The 15,020-nt window shown below is 45.4% G+C and carries 15 protein-coding genes, 2 riboswitches and 1 other annotated feature (1 of these 18 cut by a window edge); of the genes, 7 read left to right on the forward strand and 8 right to left on the reverse strand.

Annotated elements, in window-relative coordinates; genetic code table 11:
• Positions 1-102, forward strand: a binding site (T-box leader) (it extends 109 nt beyond the left edge of the window).
• 52 nt (positions 103-154) lie between these two features.
• From proB to AC0OMA_RS07325, 3 genes are all read left to right on the forward strand, one after another.
• On the forward strand, positions 155-1,252 hold the full coding sequence (proB, locus tag AC0OMA_RS07315; protein WP_014479591.1) for a glutamate 5-kinase: 1,098 nt from the start codon (positions 155-157) through the stop codon (positions 1,250-1,252).
• An 11-nt stretch (positions 1,253-1,263) separates the two neighbouring features.
• Positions 1,264-2,511, forward strand: coding sequence for a glutamate-5-semialdehyde dehydrogenase (gene proA, locus AC0OMA_RS07320; RefSeq protein WP_015383472.1), 1,248 nt, complete (start codon positions 1,264-1,266; stop codon positions 2,509-2,511).
• Between the two features lie 127 nt (positions 2,512-2,638).
• Positions 2,639-3,064 carry an organic hydroperoxide resistance protein gene (locus tag AC0OMA_RS07325; RefSeq protein WP_003232574.1) on the forward strand — a complete coding sequence of 142 codons (426 nt, stop codon included), beginning with the start codon at positions 2,639-2,641 and terminating at the stop codon, positions 3,062-3,064.
• Between the two features lie 30 nt (positions 3,065-3,094).
• On the opposite strand, the gene ohrR is transcribed toward AC0OMA_RS07325, so the two are convergent.
• On the reverse strand, positions 3,095-3,538 hold the full coding sequence (gene ohrR, locus AC0OMA_RS07330; RefSeq protein ID WP_014476587.1) for an organic hydroperoxide resistance transcriptional regulator OhrR: 444 nt from the start codon (positions 3,536-3,538) through the stop codon (positions 3,095-3,097).
• A gap of 142 nt (positions 3,539-3,680) precedes the next feature.
• Here ohrR and ohrB point away from each other — a divergent pair, with 142 nt between their 5' ends.
• A complete protein-coding gene (ohrB, locus tag AC0OMA_RS07335; protein ID WP_015383474.1) occupies positions 3,681-4,091 on the forward strand; it encodes an organic hydroperoxide resistance protein OhrB in 411 nt (136 codons plus the stop codon).
• A 332-nt stretch (positions 4,092-4,423) separates the two neighbouring features.
• Here ohrB and guaD read toward each other — a convergent pair whose 3' ends face one another.
• Positions 4,424-4,894, reverse strand: a complete 471-nt coding sequence (guaD, locus tag AC0OMA_RS07340; protein ID WP_015483143.1) for a guanine deaminase — start codon at positions 4,892-4,894, stop codon at positions 4,424-4,426.
• A gap of 134 nt (positions 4,895-5,028) precedes the next feature.
• Here guaD and AC0OMA_RS07345 point away from each other — a divergent pair, with 134 nt between their 5' ends.
• Entirely contained in the window at positions 5,029-5,655 is a 627-nt protein-coding gene (locus tag AC0OMA_RS07345) for a histidine phosphatase family protein (protein WP_015383476.1), read from the forward strand.
• 40 nt (positions 5,656-5,695) lie between these two features.
• Here AC0OMA_RS07345 and metE read toward each other — a convergent pair whose 3' ends face one another.
• Together metE and isp are read right to left on the reverse strand one after the other, a co-directional pair.
• Positions 5,696-7,984: a 5-methyltetrahydropteroyltriglutamate--homocysteine S-methyltransferase gene (gene metE, locus AC0OMA_RS07350; protein ID WP_003232565.1), complete on the reverse strand. Its 2,289-nt coding sequence runs from the start codon at positions 7,982-7,984 to the stop codon at positions 5,696-5,698.
• 127 nt (positions 7,985-8,111) lie between these two features.
• Positions 8,112-8,267: riboswitch (SAM riboswitch) on the reverse strand.
• A gap of 132 nt (positions 8,268-8,399) precedes the next feature.
• Entirely contained in the window at positions 8,400-9,359 is a 960-nt protein-coding gene (gene isp, locus AC0OMA_RS07355; RefSeq protein ID WP_003232562.1) for a serine protease Isp, read from the reverse strand.
• Between the two features lie 222 nt (positions 9,360-9,581).
• Between isp and rsbRB the strand changes: the two genes are divergently transcribed.
• Positions 9,582-10,415: an RsbT co-antagonist RsbRB gene (gene rsbRB / locus AC0OMA_RS07360; protein WP_003232560.1), complete on the forward strand. Its 834-nt coding sequence runs from the start codon at positions 9,582-9,584 to the stop codon at positions 10,413-10,415.
• 32 nt (positions 10,416-10,447) lie between these two features.
• Here the strand turns inward: rsbRB and thiX are convergent, their stop codons facing one another.
• Genes thiX through thiU form a run of 4 tightly spaced genes read right to left on the reverse strand, consistent with a single transcriptional unit; the run spans position 10,448 to position 14,020 of the window.
• Positions 10,448-11,212, reverse strand: coding sequence for an HMP/thiamine ABC transporter permease ThiX (thiX, locus tag AC0OMA_RS07365; protein WP_015483146.1), 765 nt, complete (start codon positions 11,210-11,212; stop codon positions 10,448-10,450).
• The gene (locus AC0OMA_RS07370; protein WP_181218977.1) at positions 11,187-12,830 is read right to left on the reverse strand and encodes an ABC transporter ATP-binding protein; all 1,644 of its coding nucleotides are present in this window, start codon (positions 12,828-12,830) and stop codon (positions 11,187-11,189) included. The genes thiX and AC0OMA_RS07370 overlap by 26 nt, the downstream gene beginning before the upstream one ends.
• Positions 12,817-13,416 (reverse strand): ECF transporter S component, encoded by a 600-nt coding sequence (locus AC0OMA_RS07375; protein WP_181218979.1) that lies wholly within the window; start codon positions 13,414-13,416, stop codon positions 12,817-12,819. The genes AC0OMA_RS07370 and AC0OMA_RS07375 overlap by 14 nt, the downstream gene beginning before the upstream one ends.
• 1 nt (position 13,417) lies before the next feature.
• Positions 13,418-14,020 (reverse strand): HMP/thiamine ABC transporter substrate-binding protein ThiU, encoded by a 603-nt coding sequence (gene thiU, locus AC0OMA_RS07380; RefSeq protein WP_181218982.1) that lies wholly within the window; start codon positions 14,018-14,020, stop codon positions 13,418-13,420.
• A gap of 96 nt (positions 14,021-14,116) precedes the next feature.
• A riboswitch (TPP riboswitch) is annotated at positions 14,117-14,229 on the reverse strand.
• A gap of 101 nt (positions 14,230-14,330) precedes the next feature.
• Here thiU and ykoG point away from each other — a divergent pair.
• Complete coding sequence (ykoG, locus tag AC0OMA_RS07385) at positions 14,331-15,017, forward strand: two-component system response regulator YkoG (RefSeq protein WP_003232551.1); 687 nt, start codon at positions 14,331-14,333, stop codon at positions 15,015-15,017.
• Positions 15,018-15,020: the final 3 nt, after the last annotated feature.

Raw genomic sequence — 15,020 nt, forward strand, 5'->3', positions numbered from 1 at the left:
AGGGGGAAAACCTAGGCGCATAACCTGGCGTTACAGGAGAGCGGAGCGTGCACAAGCACGTTCAATCAAGGTGGTACCACGGAAACCCATTTCGTCCTTATGAATCAGGATGAAATGGGTTTTTTTATTGTAGAAGAGCCGCGGAGGAGAATAAATGAAAAAACAAAGAATAGTAGTGAAAATAGGAAGCAGTTCGCTCACGAATAGCAAAGGAAGCATTGATGAGGCAAAAATCAGAGAGCATGTTCAGGCGATTTCCGTGTTAAAAAAAGCGGGGCATGAAATGATTCTGATTACCTCGGGTGCCGTTGCGGCGGGGTTTTCCAGCCTCGGTTATCCGTCCCGCCCCGTTACCATCAAAGGAAAACAGGCGGCGGCCGCGGTCGGACAAACACTGTTAATGCAGCAATATATGAATCAATTTAAACAATACTCACTGACTCCGGGACAAATCCTTTTAACGAGAAATGATTTTTCGAAAAGAGAACGGTACCGAAACGCGTATGCTACGATAATGGAATTATTGGAACGCGGCGTCATTCCGATTATCAACGAGAACGATTCTACATCTGTTGAAGAATTGACATTCGGAGATAATGATATGCTTTCTGCGTTAGTCAGCGGATTGATTCACGCGGACCAGCTCATGATTCTCACCGACATCAACGGACTGTATGATGCAAATCCGAATGAAAATCCTGAGGCGAAACGATTTGATTATTTGCCGGAGATCACGCCTGAATTGCTTGGATATGCAGGTTCAGCCGGATCAAAGGTCGGCACCGGCGGAATGAAATCAAAGCTGTTAGCCGCACAAACCGCGCTGTCTCTGGGAGTGAAAGTATTCATTGGAACAGGCAGCGGAGAGCAAAAACTTGCGGATATTTTGGACGGCAGGGGAGACGGCACTTATATCGGAGACAAAGAACTATCTTCGGTTAACAACACAAGGCAGTGGATTCAGTTCCACTCGCCGATATCGGGAGAAATTATCATTGATGCGGGTGCCGAAGAGGCGATGATCCATAATGGAAGCAGTCTTTTGCCCGCTGGCGTTGTGGGTGTGAACGGGAGCTTTCCGAAAGGGGCGGTTGTGGAAGTCAGGGGACCGGGCGGCGTGATCGGCAAAGGCCAAACTCATTACTCCTCTGAGGAGATTATGGAGGCCAAAGGCAAACGCAGTGACGAACTTGATTTTGAGAAAACGTTTGAGGTTATTCATAGGAATGACTGGGTCAATGTAAAAGACTAGGAGGCGGAAAAATGAGTGAAGTTTCTGTAAAAGCGAAGCTGGCGAAAGAAGCAGCAGCCGAAATGATCATGAAAACAACAGCCGAGAAGGATGAGGCGCTCAGCCTCATTGCAAACGGACTCCGCAAAGAACTGGATTTTCTCTTGGCGGAGAATGCAAAAGACATTGAGAACGGAAAAGAGAATGGTTTAACACCGGACATCATTGACCGTCTCACGCTGGATGAGAAACGGATACGCGATATCGCGGACGCGGTGGAGCTCTTAATCGACTTAGCGGACCCAATCGGCGATTCTCTTGAAACGATTGAAAAAGAAAACGGCCTGTTTATTGAAAAAGTCCGTGTGCCGCTCGGTGTCGTAGGAATGATTTATGAGGCGAGGCCAAACGTCACAGTTGATGCGGCTACCCTTTGCCTGAAGACAGGGAACGCGGTTGTGCTGCGGGGGAGCTCCTCAGCCATCCACAGCAACAAAGCGCTCGTCAGTGTCATTCACAGAGCACTTGAGCAATCAGCGCTTCCGATTCACGCTGTGCAGCTGATTGAGGATACGAGCAGAGAGACAGCAAAAGAGCTCTTTACGTTAAATGATGGCTTAGACGTATTGATTCCGCGCGGAGGCAAGAAACTGATTGATCTCGTTGTGAGAGAATCAACAGTTCCTGTATTAGAAACGGGAGCAGGAAACTGCCACATATTCATTGACGAAACAGCCAAACCGCAAATGGCAGAAAAGGTTGTCGTAAATGCCAAAACGCAGCGCCCTTCCGTATGCAACGCGATTGAATCATTGCTGATTCACAAGGCTTGGGCAAGACAGCACGGGAAAGAATTGCTGAACCAGCTGGAAAACGCGGGAGTTGAAATTCGCGGTGATGAATTGGTATGTGAACTTCATCCTTCAAGCAAACAAGCATCAAAAGAAGATTGGGAAACCGAATTTTTAGCGCCTGTCCTCAGCGTAAAGACGGTTGAAAACGTCCAAGAAGCTGTGAAGCATATCCAACAATACGGCACCAATCATTCTGAAGCGATTTTAACTGAAAATGACAAAAACGCGGCATATTTTCAAACGGCTGTCGATGCTGCTGCTGTCTATCATAACGCGTCAACCCGCTTTACCGACGGCTTTGAATTCGGCTACGGAGCCGAAATCGGCATCAGCACGCAAAAGCTTCATGCAAGAGGACCGATGGGGCTTCCTGCACTGACTTCTACAAAATACATCATTAAAGGAACTGGGCAAATCCGTGAATAGCGGGGCAATGTTCAATGAAAAAGCTAATCTCGTAACGAGATTAGCTTTTTTTTATACGAGAAAAATTGACATATCAAATTTAATTGTGTACAATTTAATTGTATAAAATATATTGGGGGAATGAAAAATGAGTCAGCCATTATTTACAGCAACTGTTTCAGCGGTAGGAGGAAGAGAAGGAAAGGTCATTTCATCAGACCGCGTTCTTGAGCTTGATGTCGCAATGCCGGGGACACCGAGAGCCAAGAAATTAGAAAAAGCGACAAATCCAGAGCAGCTGTTTGCAGCAGGTTATGCAGCTTGCTTTGACAGCGCCCTGCAGCTTGTCGCAAGAACAGAACGGGTAAAAGTAGAGACAGAGGTTACGGCGAATGTAAGCCTGTTAAAGGATGAAGCAGACCAGGGCTATAAGCTGGGTGTGACGCTGCAAGTAAAAGGAGAAGGAGTCAGTGCATCAGAATTGGAGGCGCTTGTGAAAAAAGCGCACGGCGTCTGCCCGTATTCAAAAGCAACCTCCGGAAATATTGATGTGACACTTGAAGTTGCTGAATAAATAAAAAGAGGATGCCTGTACAAGGCATCCTCAATTTTTTTGATGAAGTGTTTCCAGCAATGTATATAGAGCGGATTTTAACTGTTTGAGATCCTCCCCAGACTGCTTTGAGAGCCCCAGAATTGTCTCTGGAATATCAACCGCTTTTTCTTTTAATAACGCTCCGTCCTCTGTCAGGCTGATCAACACGGACCGCTCATCCTCTTCAGATCTTTTTCTCGTAATCAAACCCTGTTGTTCCATTCGTTTAAGCATCGGAGTGAGCGTCCCTGAATCTAAATACAGCTGTTCGCCCATTTTTTTGACAGTAAGCGTTTCATGTTCCCATAACAATAGCAAAGCCAAATATTGAGGGTATGTTATATTCAGCTTATCAAGCAGCGGCTTGTATTGCTTTGTCATTTCCCGCGAACTCGCATATAGCAAAAAACAAAGCTGATTCTCCAATTTCATATGATCAAATTTATTTTCCATTTTGTTCACCAACTCTTTTTTGTCATTCGATTCTATTGTATCTGAAAAACCTCACTTTTCCTATTCTCGGCAAACTTAGCATGTTTAAAAAGATCAGAAAGGGAAATATAACAACTAGATACAAATAAGGAGGTTGGGAAATATGTCACTATTTACAGCAAAAGTAACCGCGCGAGGCGGACGGGCAGGACATATTACATCAGATGACGGTGTTCTTGATTTTGATATTGTCATGCCAAATGCCAAAAAAGAAGGACAAACCGGCACAAATCCGGAACAGCTCTTTGCGGCAGGGTATGCTGCATGCTTCGGCGGCGCGCTCGAACACGTAGCCAAAGAGCAGAATATCGAAATTGATTCGGAGATTGAAGGGCAGGTCAGCCTCATGAAGGATGAGAGCGACGGCGGGTTTAAAATTGGTGTCACACTTGTTGTGAACACGAAAGATTTAGATCGGGAAAAGGCACAAGAGCTTGTCAACGCCGCTCATGAATTCTGTCCTTACTCAAAGGCAACCAGAGGAAATGTTGATGTAAAACTAGAATTAAAATAATGACCGGCATCCTGAGGGTTCTCAGGATGTTTTTTTGTGTCGGAGCGGGTGTGATCTTTTCGAGGTCTGAGACATTTCTTATAAATGGATTCAGACTTATATCCATTATGAATTGACGCGGAACGGGGTAGGAGTGGGCACAGATTATTGATAAAACGTCAGAGAAGCGATCACAGCGTTTAAAGCCTGCAAAAGTTACAGATGAAGGGGGCGGCTGGCTCGGTGTCTGCCAAGCTGAATTCCGGCTCGCATGATTGCTGTTTTGTATTTGCACAGGGCAAAGCGGCTACTTGGAGAAATAACAAGGATCAGGCCGCACATGCCTGATCCTTTTAATATTCTTTCTTGTTGGCAAAATCCCGCCATGCCTGAAACGGGGATAAATGCTCCATAAGAGTCACTTGATAAAAGGGGATCGTTCTTTCTTCAGCAGGTTTATCAATTTCTTTATAAATGAATGAATCATCAAACCCGGCTTCGGCAGCGTCAGTGTGCTCAGCTGCATAGAAAACGGCTTTAGGCCGGGCCCAGTAGATGGCGCCCAAGCACATTGGGCATGGTTCACAGCTCGTATACAAAATGCAGTCATCAAGCTGGTATGCTCCTAGCACCTTACAGGCTTTCCGAATAGCAGTGACTTCCGCGTGGGCAGTCGGATCATTGCTTGTTGTGACGTTGTTCTGTCCCTCGGCAATAATGACTCCGTCTTTCACGATAACGGCTCCAAAAGGCCCGCCGATTCCTGCATTCACTCCTTCACATGCGAGAGTGACAGCCCGTTTTAAGAACGTTTCATGATTCATCCCAATCCCTCCTGTCAATAGAGTGTTATTAGTATAGCCGAAAAAAGGGCAAAGAACATTCTCAAAAAAGTGTAAAATAAACAAAGTTTTTGGGGGATTTGCTAAGATAAGAGGAGAAAAGAGGAGGGGTAATCATGCTGCATTTATATATTGCCAGACACGGACAGACCCAATGGAACGTAGAAAAACGGATGCAGGGCTGGATGGATTCTGATTTAACAGAACTTGGGCTGTACAATGCCCGTGCTCTTGGGGAGCGTCTGAAGGATATTGAATTGAATCAGGTATACATCAGCCCGAGCAAGCGGACAGAAGAGACAGCAAAAACCGCACTAGGGTCGCGCAGGCTCCCGCTGGTGATAGATCATATGTTCAGAGAAATGTCACTGGGCTCATGGGAAGGGAAAAAACAAGAGGATATTGAAAGGGACGAACCAGATCTTTTTCACGCTTATTTTCATTATCCCGAAGCTTATCGCCAGCAGGGAAGTGAAACGTTTTTTGACTTTGAAAACCGGGTAAGGCTGGCACTCCAAACGATTTTAGACAGCCATTCTTCCGGTAATGTTCTCTTGGTTACCCATTCTGTCTTTATATTAATGCTGTTAAATATCATAAAGGGAAGACGCGTTAATGACATATGGAATTCTGCTTACATACATGATACATCATTGAGCCTTGTGGAATTTGATGAAAATGGAACAGCCGAAATAATAATAGAAGGGGACGGGAAGCATCGGAAACCGATTTCCGCTTTCTAATAGAAAAAACCATCTGCCAAATGCAGATGGTTTTTTCAAATTATACTAGCTGTGTCTGCTGTGCTCTTGCCTGTTTTGCGGCTTCAACCATGTTTTTCAATGCTGCAACCGTTTCTTCCTGCTGTCTTGTTTTCAATCCGCAGTCCGGATTTACCCAGAAGCGGTCAGTCGGACAGACGGCAAGCGCATCAACGATAATATTGTACATTTCTTCAGTTGACGGCACACGAGGGCTGTGAATGTCATATACACCAAGGCCAAGCCCTTTCAAATACGGGTGGTTTTTTAAGTAATCTAAAAATCCTCCGTGGCTTCTGCTATGTTCGATTGTAATCACATCGGCATCAAGATCATTGATTGTATCAACGATATCTTCGAAGTTGCTGTAGCACATATGTGTATGAATTTGTGTCTCGTTTTTCACGGAAGAAGTGGTTAATCTGAATGCTTCTGCCGCCCAAGTCAAGTACTCATCCCAATCGCGGGTTTTCAATGGAAGGCCTTCGCGCAGCGCTGGTTCATCGACTTGAATGATTTGAATGCCTGCGTCTTCAAGCGCTTTAACTTCTTTGCGAAGGGCAAGCCCGATTTGGAAGGCGATTTCTTTCCTCGAGATATCGTTTCGAGGGAAAGACCAGTTTAAGATTGTAACCGGGCCCGTCAGCATTCCTTTTACATGCTTGGAAGTCAATGACTGTGCGTAGACTGTGTCTTTCACTGTCATCGGTTCAATAAATTCAACATCTCCGTAAATGACTGGCGGGCGGACACAGCGTGAGCCGTATGATTGAACCCAGGCATATTTAGTGAAGGCGAAACCGGCCAGCTTTTCACCGAAGTATTCGACCATGTCTGTCCGTTCAAATTCGCCGTGAACAAGGACATCAAGCTCCAATTCTTCCTGAATATCAATCCATCTTTTTGTTTCCGCATTGATAAAGTTTTGATACTGTTCATCGGACCACTCAGCTTTCCGCCATTTTTGGCGTGCGCTCCGCACTTCAGCAGACTGCGGGAAGCTGCCGATCGTTGTCGTCGGCAAAAGCGGAAGGCCGAGAGATTCATTTTGCAGGGCTAAACGTTCTTCAAACGGAATCGGGCGCTTGAAGTCTTTATCAGTTAATTGCTCAAGCTCTTTCTTTTGTTCAGAATTGGCGCCTGTTGCAAACTGTTTAAGCGCCTGGATATCAGCCTTAGCCTGCTGAATCTCTTCGCTGATCGCCGCTTTTCCTGATACTAAACCTTCTTTCAAAGCTGTCAGCTCGGCCAGCTTCTCTTTTGCGTAGGACAATCCGTTCAATAGGTCTTTTTCCAAATGCTCATCAGGGTGTTTCGCTACCGGAACATGCAACAGGCTGCTGGAAGGCTGAATCCACAGTTCATCAACTTTTGCAATGCTGAGAATATCAAGAACGGCATCGAGACGCTCTTCAAGGTCCGCTTTCCAAATGTTGCGTCCGTCGATAACGCCGGCTGCCAGCACTTTGTCTGTCGGAAAACCATGTGTTTTAAGCTGTTCCAGGTTTCTGCCTTTGTCGTGAACGAAATCAAGGCCAATTCCCTGAACCGGGTAAGAGATCAGCTCTTCATACGCATCAACAGAATCAAAATACGTCTGCAAAAGCACATTCAAGGATGAAAGCTCACTTGTAATGCTTTCAAATAACTCTTTTGCGCCGCGGACATCTTCACTAGAGGCGGTAACGAGCGCCGGCTCATCGATTTGAACCCATTTTACGCCTTCTTCTTCAAGTTCTTTCAAAAGCTGTACATATAATGGCACAAGGCGTTTTTGGATCGCTTTTGCTTCGGACGGTTCATAGCCTTTAGCGAGCGTAACGAACGTATAAGGGCCGACAATCACAGGCTTTGTTTCCACACCGTATTCCTGTTTGATCCGGCGATAATCTTCGAGTTGTTTGTTTCTTGTCAGACGGAACTCAATGCTCTCGTCATATTCCGGAACGATGTAATGGTAATTTGTATTAAACCATTTTGTCATTTCACTAGATACAGCGTCTTTGATTCCGCGGGCGATAGCGAAGTATGTATCGGTAGCGTCAGTCAAATGTCTGAACCGTTTCGGGATCCAGTTGAAGCTGACTGCTGTGTCGAGTACATGGTCATACTGTGTGAAATCAGAAACAGGCACAACATCAATCTGCTGGTCAATTTGTGTTTTTACTGCGGATAAAAATAGTTCGTCGATTTGCTTTAAAAACGTATCTTTATCAGTACTGCCTTTCCAATACGCTTCAAGTGCTTTTTTCCATTCCCGGTTCAGTCCGATTCTCGGAAATCCTAAATTCGATGTTTTGATGGTTGTCATTGTTTCTCCTCCTTTATATGTAAAACACTCTCTTTAACCCGCGGATACAGGCTGCTAAGAGGTTTTCTCACAACAAAAAGCCTCTTTCCCATGAGAGAAAGAGGCTTTTCTACGTAAAACACTGCCTCTCTCATCTCTCAGACACAATCTGATGGAATTAGCACCGTGCCTTATGAGACATCAGTCTCGGCGCGAAAAGCAGTGCGCCCCATTTCACAATGGTATTACGGTCGGTTGCTGTTGGGGTCAAAAGGCCAATCCCTCGCCCAACTCTCGATAAGAGAAAATGTTATTAATTTTTTGAAAAGTTGAATCATTTGTTGGTAATCTTAACAGTAATTCAAATTCATTGTCAACATAGAATTTGAAATTTTTATTTACATGATGTGGTGTATATTATATAAGAAAAATAATCTTATAGGGTCAACAAATGTGATTGCTCTGCTTTTTCTGCGAGCTCATCAGGAGCTGTTAAATACAGGAATCCATTGCCTGCCAGCGTTTTTGCAATATCAAGAGGAAGTGTCCTGCGGATTAGCTGTGCGAAAACCTCAGATTCAGAAAGCTTTCTTTGAAATGATTCTTCTTCATAGCTTTTGATTAAAGCAAGCGCACCGCTGACATGAGGGGCAGCCATTGAAGTGCCGGTCAGCTTACCGTACTTCTTGTTGGGAAGGGTGGATAAGATGTTTTCTCCTGGTGCCACAAGGTCAATCTCTTTATTTGCGTTAGAAAATTCTGATAATTCTCGCGCTACAGAAACAGATCCAACTGCAATCACTTCATTATAAGCTGCGGGGTAGGAAAGCTCTTCTGTGCGTTCGTCGCCGTCACCTTCATTTCCCGCTGCACAAACGACAAGCACTCCGTTTTTCACTGCGTTTTTCACTGCTTCTTTTAGCTCTGGCACATCGCTTGGCCCTCCAAGGGACATTGAGATGATGTCGACTTTCTGTTCCACCGCGTAGTTGATGCCGTTAATTATCCATTCGTATTGTCCGCTGCCGTTCTCGCCGCCAAGAACCTTCACAATCAATAGGCTTGCCTCAGGCGCGACTCCGGCAATGCCTCCGTTTGAATCATTAGCTGCAATTGTTCCGGCGACGTGTGTGCCGTGTCCGTTGTAGTCGGAAATCGCATCTTCCTTGCCGCCGTCGTCATCCGTGAAGTTCTTTCCGCCGATGATTTGATTTTTTAAATCAGGGTGGCTTGTGTCGCAGCCCGTGTCTAATACAGCAACTTTAATATTTTTGCCTTTTACCCCTTTTGCCCACATTTCTGGCGCCTTAATCACTTTAATGCCCTCAGGAAGCTCGTTTACATCCATGATCTGCTCATTCGTCACATACGGGATCAAGCGGATTTCACCATTCATAAAAAAGCCCTCCTTTTTTATGCTTTCAAGTGGATTCAAGGGTGTTGCCTCATATTATATGAAAAAAGCAAGCGCTCGGACAGAGCCATTTGAAGCATTTTGAAAAAATAGGATACACACCAAAGAATTAGTAATCTTCAAAATATTGGATGGCTTCGGCGTGTATGACTGGGATTCAACTGTAAGTCAAGTTATAATAGTGTTGGGGAAAGGAGCAGTGTCATGAAACTGAATGAAAAATTATATGCATTTTTTTCAGAGCATGTGGAACAAATGGCCGAGGAATGGATTGAAACGATGGAGGAAAGTGATCCGAATTCGCTTTACGCCCTACATAATGCAACAGTAACGGAAGAATTGAAAGAGCAGGACAGAGAATTTTACCGGCATCTGAATTACATGTATGTTTTACCGGAAAAACAATTTCTCGAAGAGTTTCAAGAGTGGGTCATTGAGCTGACCAACGATCAAAAACATCTCGACACACCGGTTCAGTATGTCATTCGGGAGTTTATGAGAAACAGGAGATTATATACGAAGTATTTTGAGAAGTTCGCAGAAGAAAATGAATCAGCGTTTGAACCGGGAGAGAAGCAAAAATGGGCAGATTTGATTGTAAAAGTATTTGATTTCACCATTTATACATTCGTTGATCACGCTGAAATGAATGCCAAGCAGCAATTAAACGCCCAAAGAGAAATGATATTGGAATTAAGCTCACCTGTCATTACCCTGAGCAAATCAACAGCTCTGCTGCCGCTTGTCGGTGACATTGATACCGAACGGGCGAAGTTTATTCTGGAAAACACGCTTCAAGCTTGTGCGAAAAGACGTGTGGAGCATCTGTTAATCGATCTGTCAGGTGTTGTTGTGGTGGATACGATGGTGGCGCACCAGATCTTTAAATTGATTGAGGCGCTTAATCTGATCGGTGTCCGGTCAACCCTGTCAGGAATCAGGCCTGAAATTGCGCAAACTGCTGTACAGCTGGGGATTGACTTTTCGAATATTACTATTAAAACCAACCTTGCCCAAGCATTAAATTATCATCAATAAGAAAAAATCCGCTATCGTCGATAGCGGATTTTTTATGAGGCAAAACAGAAAGATACGAGAAAAGATCCTGCGAATAACAAGAGAACGAGGCAAAAGAACAGCCAGTCGCGCCGGTTCACGCTCAATGTCCTGTAATATGTCCGGTTTCTGCTTCCTGTAAAACCTTTCGATTCCATCGCAAGCGCTGTCCGTTCCGCTTTTCTGATGGCGCTTGCCAATAGCGGTATGGTATATCGTTTTAACGCACTGATTTTATTAATGATGCCGCTCTCCGCCGCTCCTCCTCTGATTTTATGAGCCTGCTGAATCAGCTGGACCTCATCCTTTAGCAGCGGAAGAAAGCGAAAGCCTGCAATGACACCGTACGCGAGCTTTGGTGAGAGCCTGCACTGCTGGACAAGGCTCAGCATAAATAAAATCGGATCGGTTGTAAAAACAAACATCATCGATAAGGCGGAGAAGCATAAAATACGAAACCCGAGAGAGATGCCGACAGACACATTATCGCTGTTAATTGAGATAGGGCCTGCTTGAAACAAAAAATTATCCGGTGTTGTCGGCACCTTTCCAAAAACTGCGGCTGTCCACACGCATCCGAATGCTAAAATCAAAAACGGAATCGTAAACAACAGCCATTTTTTCAATGGGATTCCGGCCGCCAGTAGAACGCCCGCAACGATGATGATATAAAAACATGCCGGAGTGTAAGGGTTGTAAATAAACGACAGCATGACGACACAACAAAAAACCGCCGCCGCTTTCACAGTCGGATTAATGAGATGTAACGGCTGCTTCATCACGCACCTCCTCTTGATATGCCATCCATTCATATAGAAGGGGAAGGGTGAGCTTTGCTTTTTGGACAAGCCCTGTTTCTTGAGAAAACAACTGCGCTGGAGATCCGTCAAAGGCCAGGCCCGTATCGTGAAGCACAAGCACGCTGTCAGCATACGAAGAGACTAGCTCCATATCGTGTGTAATTATAAGGACAGCGGTTCCCTCTGCCTTGATACGCTGAATCATTTCCATGCATTCAGCCGCTGTGCGGGCGTCCTGGCCAAAGGTTGGTTCGTCTAATAATAAAACCTTTACGTCATGCATGAGCATAGTAGCAACGCTCAGTCGCCGTTTTTGCCCTTGGCTGATCGCAAACGGATGATGATCAGCCAAATGCGCAAGACCAAAACGCTGCAGCAGGTGTTGCGCTTTTTTCTCAGTTTCAGCATTTGCTTTCTGGCCGAACAGAAGCTCGTCATACACCGTATCGGTGACGAATTGATGCTCAGGGTTTTGAAAAACAAATCCCATCCGTTTACGCAATTCTTTTTCTTTATATTTCTGCAGCGGCTGGTCATTAAGAAGGATTTTGCCGCTTTGCGGTTTCATGAGACGGGCCAAAACTGATAGGAGCGTCGATTTTCCAGTTCCGTTCGGACCGACAAGCGCCGTTAAAGAACCTTCGCGCAACGAAAAGCTGATGTCTTTGAAAATCGCCTGCGGTCCTCTCGCGAACGAAAGGCTGCTGACTTCAAGCACACTCTCCCCAGAAGGGGCTTTCTTCTTTTTGGCATGCCCGGCAGGAATAGGCTCTTTGAACAGCATCTCTTTTGATAAAGTAAACGGCATACTCAGCTTTTCCTGCAGATGACAGACCTTTGGAATGGCGATGCCCAATTTCTTTAGTGTCTCCGCTTCATGCTGAAATAGATTTTTCGTCAGGCCATCCAGCGCCTTTTTGCCTGATTTGTCGAGCACGATCGTTCTCTCAATCCAAGGCGCCCATTCATCAAGCTGGTGCTCAATGACGAGGAGGCTGAAACCTTTTTCCCGCTGAAGATCTTTCATCAGATGAACGAACTCCCGTGCTGAGAAAGGGTCTAAAAGAGAGGTCGGCTCATCTAAAATAATAAGCTCAGGCTCCATCGCCAAAATACAGGCGAGAGCCACTTTCTGCTTTTGTCCTCCTGAAAGGGTTGAGATCGTTTTTTCTTTTAAATGGGTAATGCGTAATTTTTCTAATACGGCGTTGATTTTCTCTGTCATTGCTTCTTTTGGAACTTGCAGATTTTCCAGCCCGAACGCTATTTCGTCCTCCACCGTCAGCATGCAGAACTGCTGATCAGGATCCTGAAAAACGACCCCGGCATGCTGAGCAATCGTTTCGGAGGTTTCAGCATCTGTGACCGGCTTTTGAAATAGAAATGCATGTCCGGACTGAATGCCGTCGCAAGCCTCCGGATATAGACCGTTTAAACAAAGGGCGAGCGAGCTTTTACCGCATCCGCTCGGTCCTAATAATAAAACACATTCTCCTTTTTGAAGCTCAAACGAAATGTCTTGAAAAACCGGTTTCTCGTCTTCTTCATAAGAGAAGCTGAGCTGCTCAACCGTCAGAAGCTCATCAAAGGCTTGCATGTTCTGACGCCCGCTTCCGTTTCTTTTTCAGTTCCTTTCCGAGTGCCATTCCGTTTAACACACCTGTATAAGCGAGAGAGTCGCTGACAGCTTTTCCGAGAAGCCCCGCCAAAAGCGCGCCGGAAATGAGGCGGATCACAAGCATAATGAGCAGATAACCTGGTGAATAGGCTGCATAGCCAGAAACAAAGAGATCATAGATAAAGCTGGCTACTGAAGACCCCATACCGGCCAGCATAAGGACAGGGAGAGAGTATGCTTTCCAGCGTGTTGCAAGAAACACAGCCTCAGCCCCGAGTCCTTGAACAATGCCAATGACGATGACCATCGGGCCAGACGGATTTCCCAGCAGGCACTCAACGAGAGCGGCAATGATTTCAGAAACGAGCGCCGCACCCGGTTTTCGAATCATGTACGCGGCGATCACAGAAACGATAAACCAAATGCCGTAAATCGGTTCATAGGCGATTGCCCCAAACATACCTGCAAGCACGTTTCCGAAATGTGTAAATAATAAATAAACAACGGCAAATACGATACTGATAACCGACATGATGACAATTTCTTTTACTTTCCAGCTTTTCATGTTATCCCTGCTTTCTGTTTTTTCTTGATGGACTGTTAGCCGAAAGATTCACAGTCATGGTGATGTGGTTTGTTTGCTGCTCGGCCATGCGGAAAACGGCTTCCAATGTGCTGAATACGTCATGCGCATCCCCGTCAAGCTCGCTCGCGTAATGGACACCCTGTACGAAAGTGCCTTGGGCTTTTGCAATGTCGACAGCCTTCATAATCAATCCCATATAATCCGGCTCGTTCATTGGATAAAGGGCAAATTGGCACGGCGCTTCCGCCTTCAAGCCTTGGACAGCATCTTCATTGACACGCTTATCACCTTTGGAAAGATATGTATCCCCCTGTGTGTCACCCGGGCATCCAATGGAAAACGTGCCGTTCATGACGATGTGTTGTTCGCTGTTTGCTGCATGAAGGTAAATGGCTTTTGCAGCATCGAATACATGATCAATCGATCCGCGTAACACCGTGCTGATATGGTCGGTTTTCGTCCAAACCTTGGATGTATCTGTTTTTTTCAGCGCAGACTTGATCACACTGATAAAATCATCCGTCATCGGATATAAAGAGAAGCGAAAACCGGCGATTCTGCTTGTACCGCAAATATGCTCCATTTCTCCGACCTCCTGTTTTTTTGGTAAAATAAAAAACTGCATATCCTAAGGGAATATGCAGTCATAGATCGATTAAGCGCACAAAAAAATACACCATTCGGTCAACCTGCACTTCCCCACGCTGGTATTATCCAGATCGGGTCATAAGGGATCAAAGCGCGTTTCTTTCGCGCTTTATCTCAGCCAAAACAGCACCCCTAGTGCTTTCCGTATACAATTTTTTATTTTGACATCATAATAGATGATAAGAATCATTTTGTAAACAACGAAATCATTTTTTTCATATAGGGACGGGAGAGGATGATCAAATTTGGAAAAAGGACACATATTAATTGTGGAAGATGAAGAAAAAATCGCCAGGGTTCTACAGCTTGAATTGGAATATGAAGGATACAGCGTCACCATCAAACACAATGGCACAGAAGGTCTGGATGCGGCAGCGGAAGGCGGGTATTCCTTGGTGCTTCTTGATGTCATGCTTCCGGGGCTTAGCGGACTGGAAGTGCTGCGCCGCTTGAGAAAAACGGATTCGCAGACACCGGTCATATTATTAACGGCGCGAGACAGTATTCCTGATAAGGTAACAGGTCTGGACATCGGTGCAAATGACTATGTCACCAAGCCGTTTGAAATCGAGGAATTGCTTGCGAGAATCAGGGCGGCGTTGCGGCAAAATGGAACAAAAACTGAAGATATCGGCACCTTTCTTACATATGACGATTTGCGGGTGAACGAAAAAACCCGTGAAGTGAGACGCGGAGACAAAGAGGTGGAATTAACGCCGCGGGAATTTGATCTGCTCGTCTATATGCTAAAGCATCCGCAGCAAGTGCTGACAAGGGAGCAAATTCTAAGCTCGGTATGGGGATTTGATTATATCGGTGATACAAATGTCGTGGACGTCTACATAAGATACATCAGAAAAAAACTGGACTATCCTTACGAAAAACAGCTGATCCATACGATTCGCGGGGTCGGCTATGCCATTAAGGGGTAAACG

Source organism: Bacillus sp. AMCV2 (assembly GCF_056033925.1).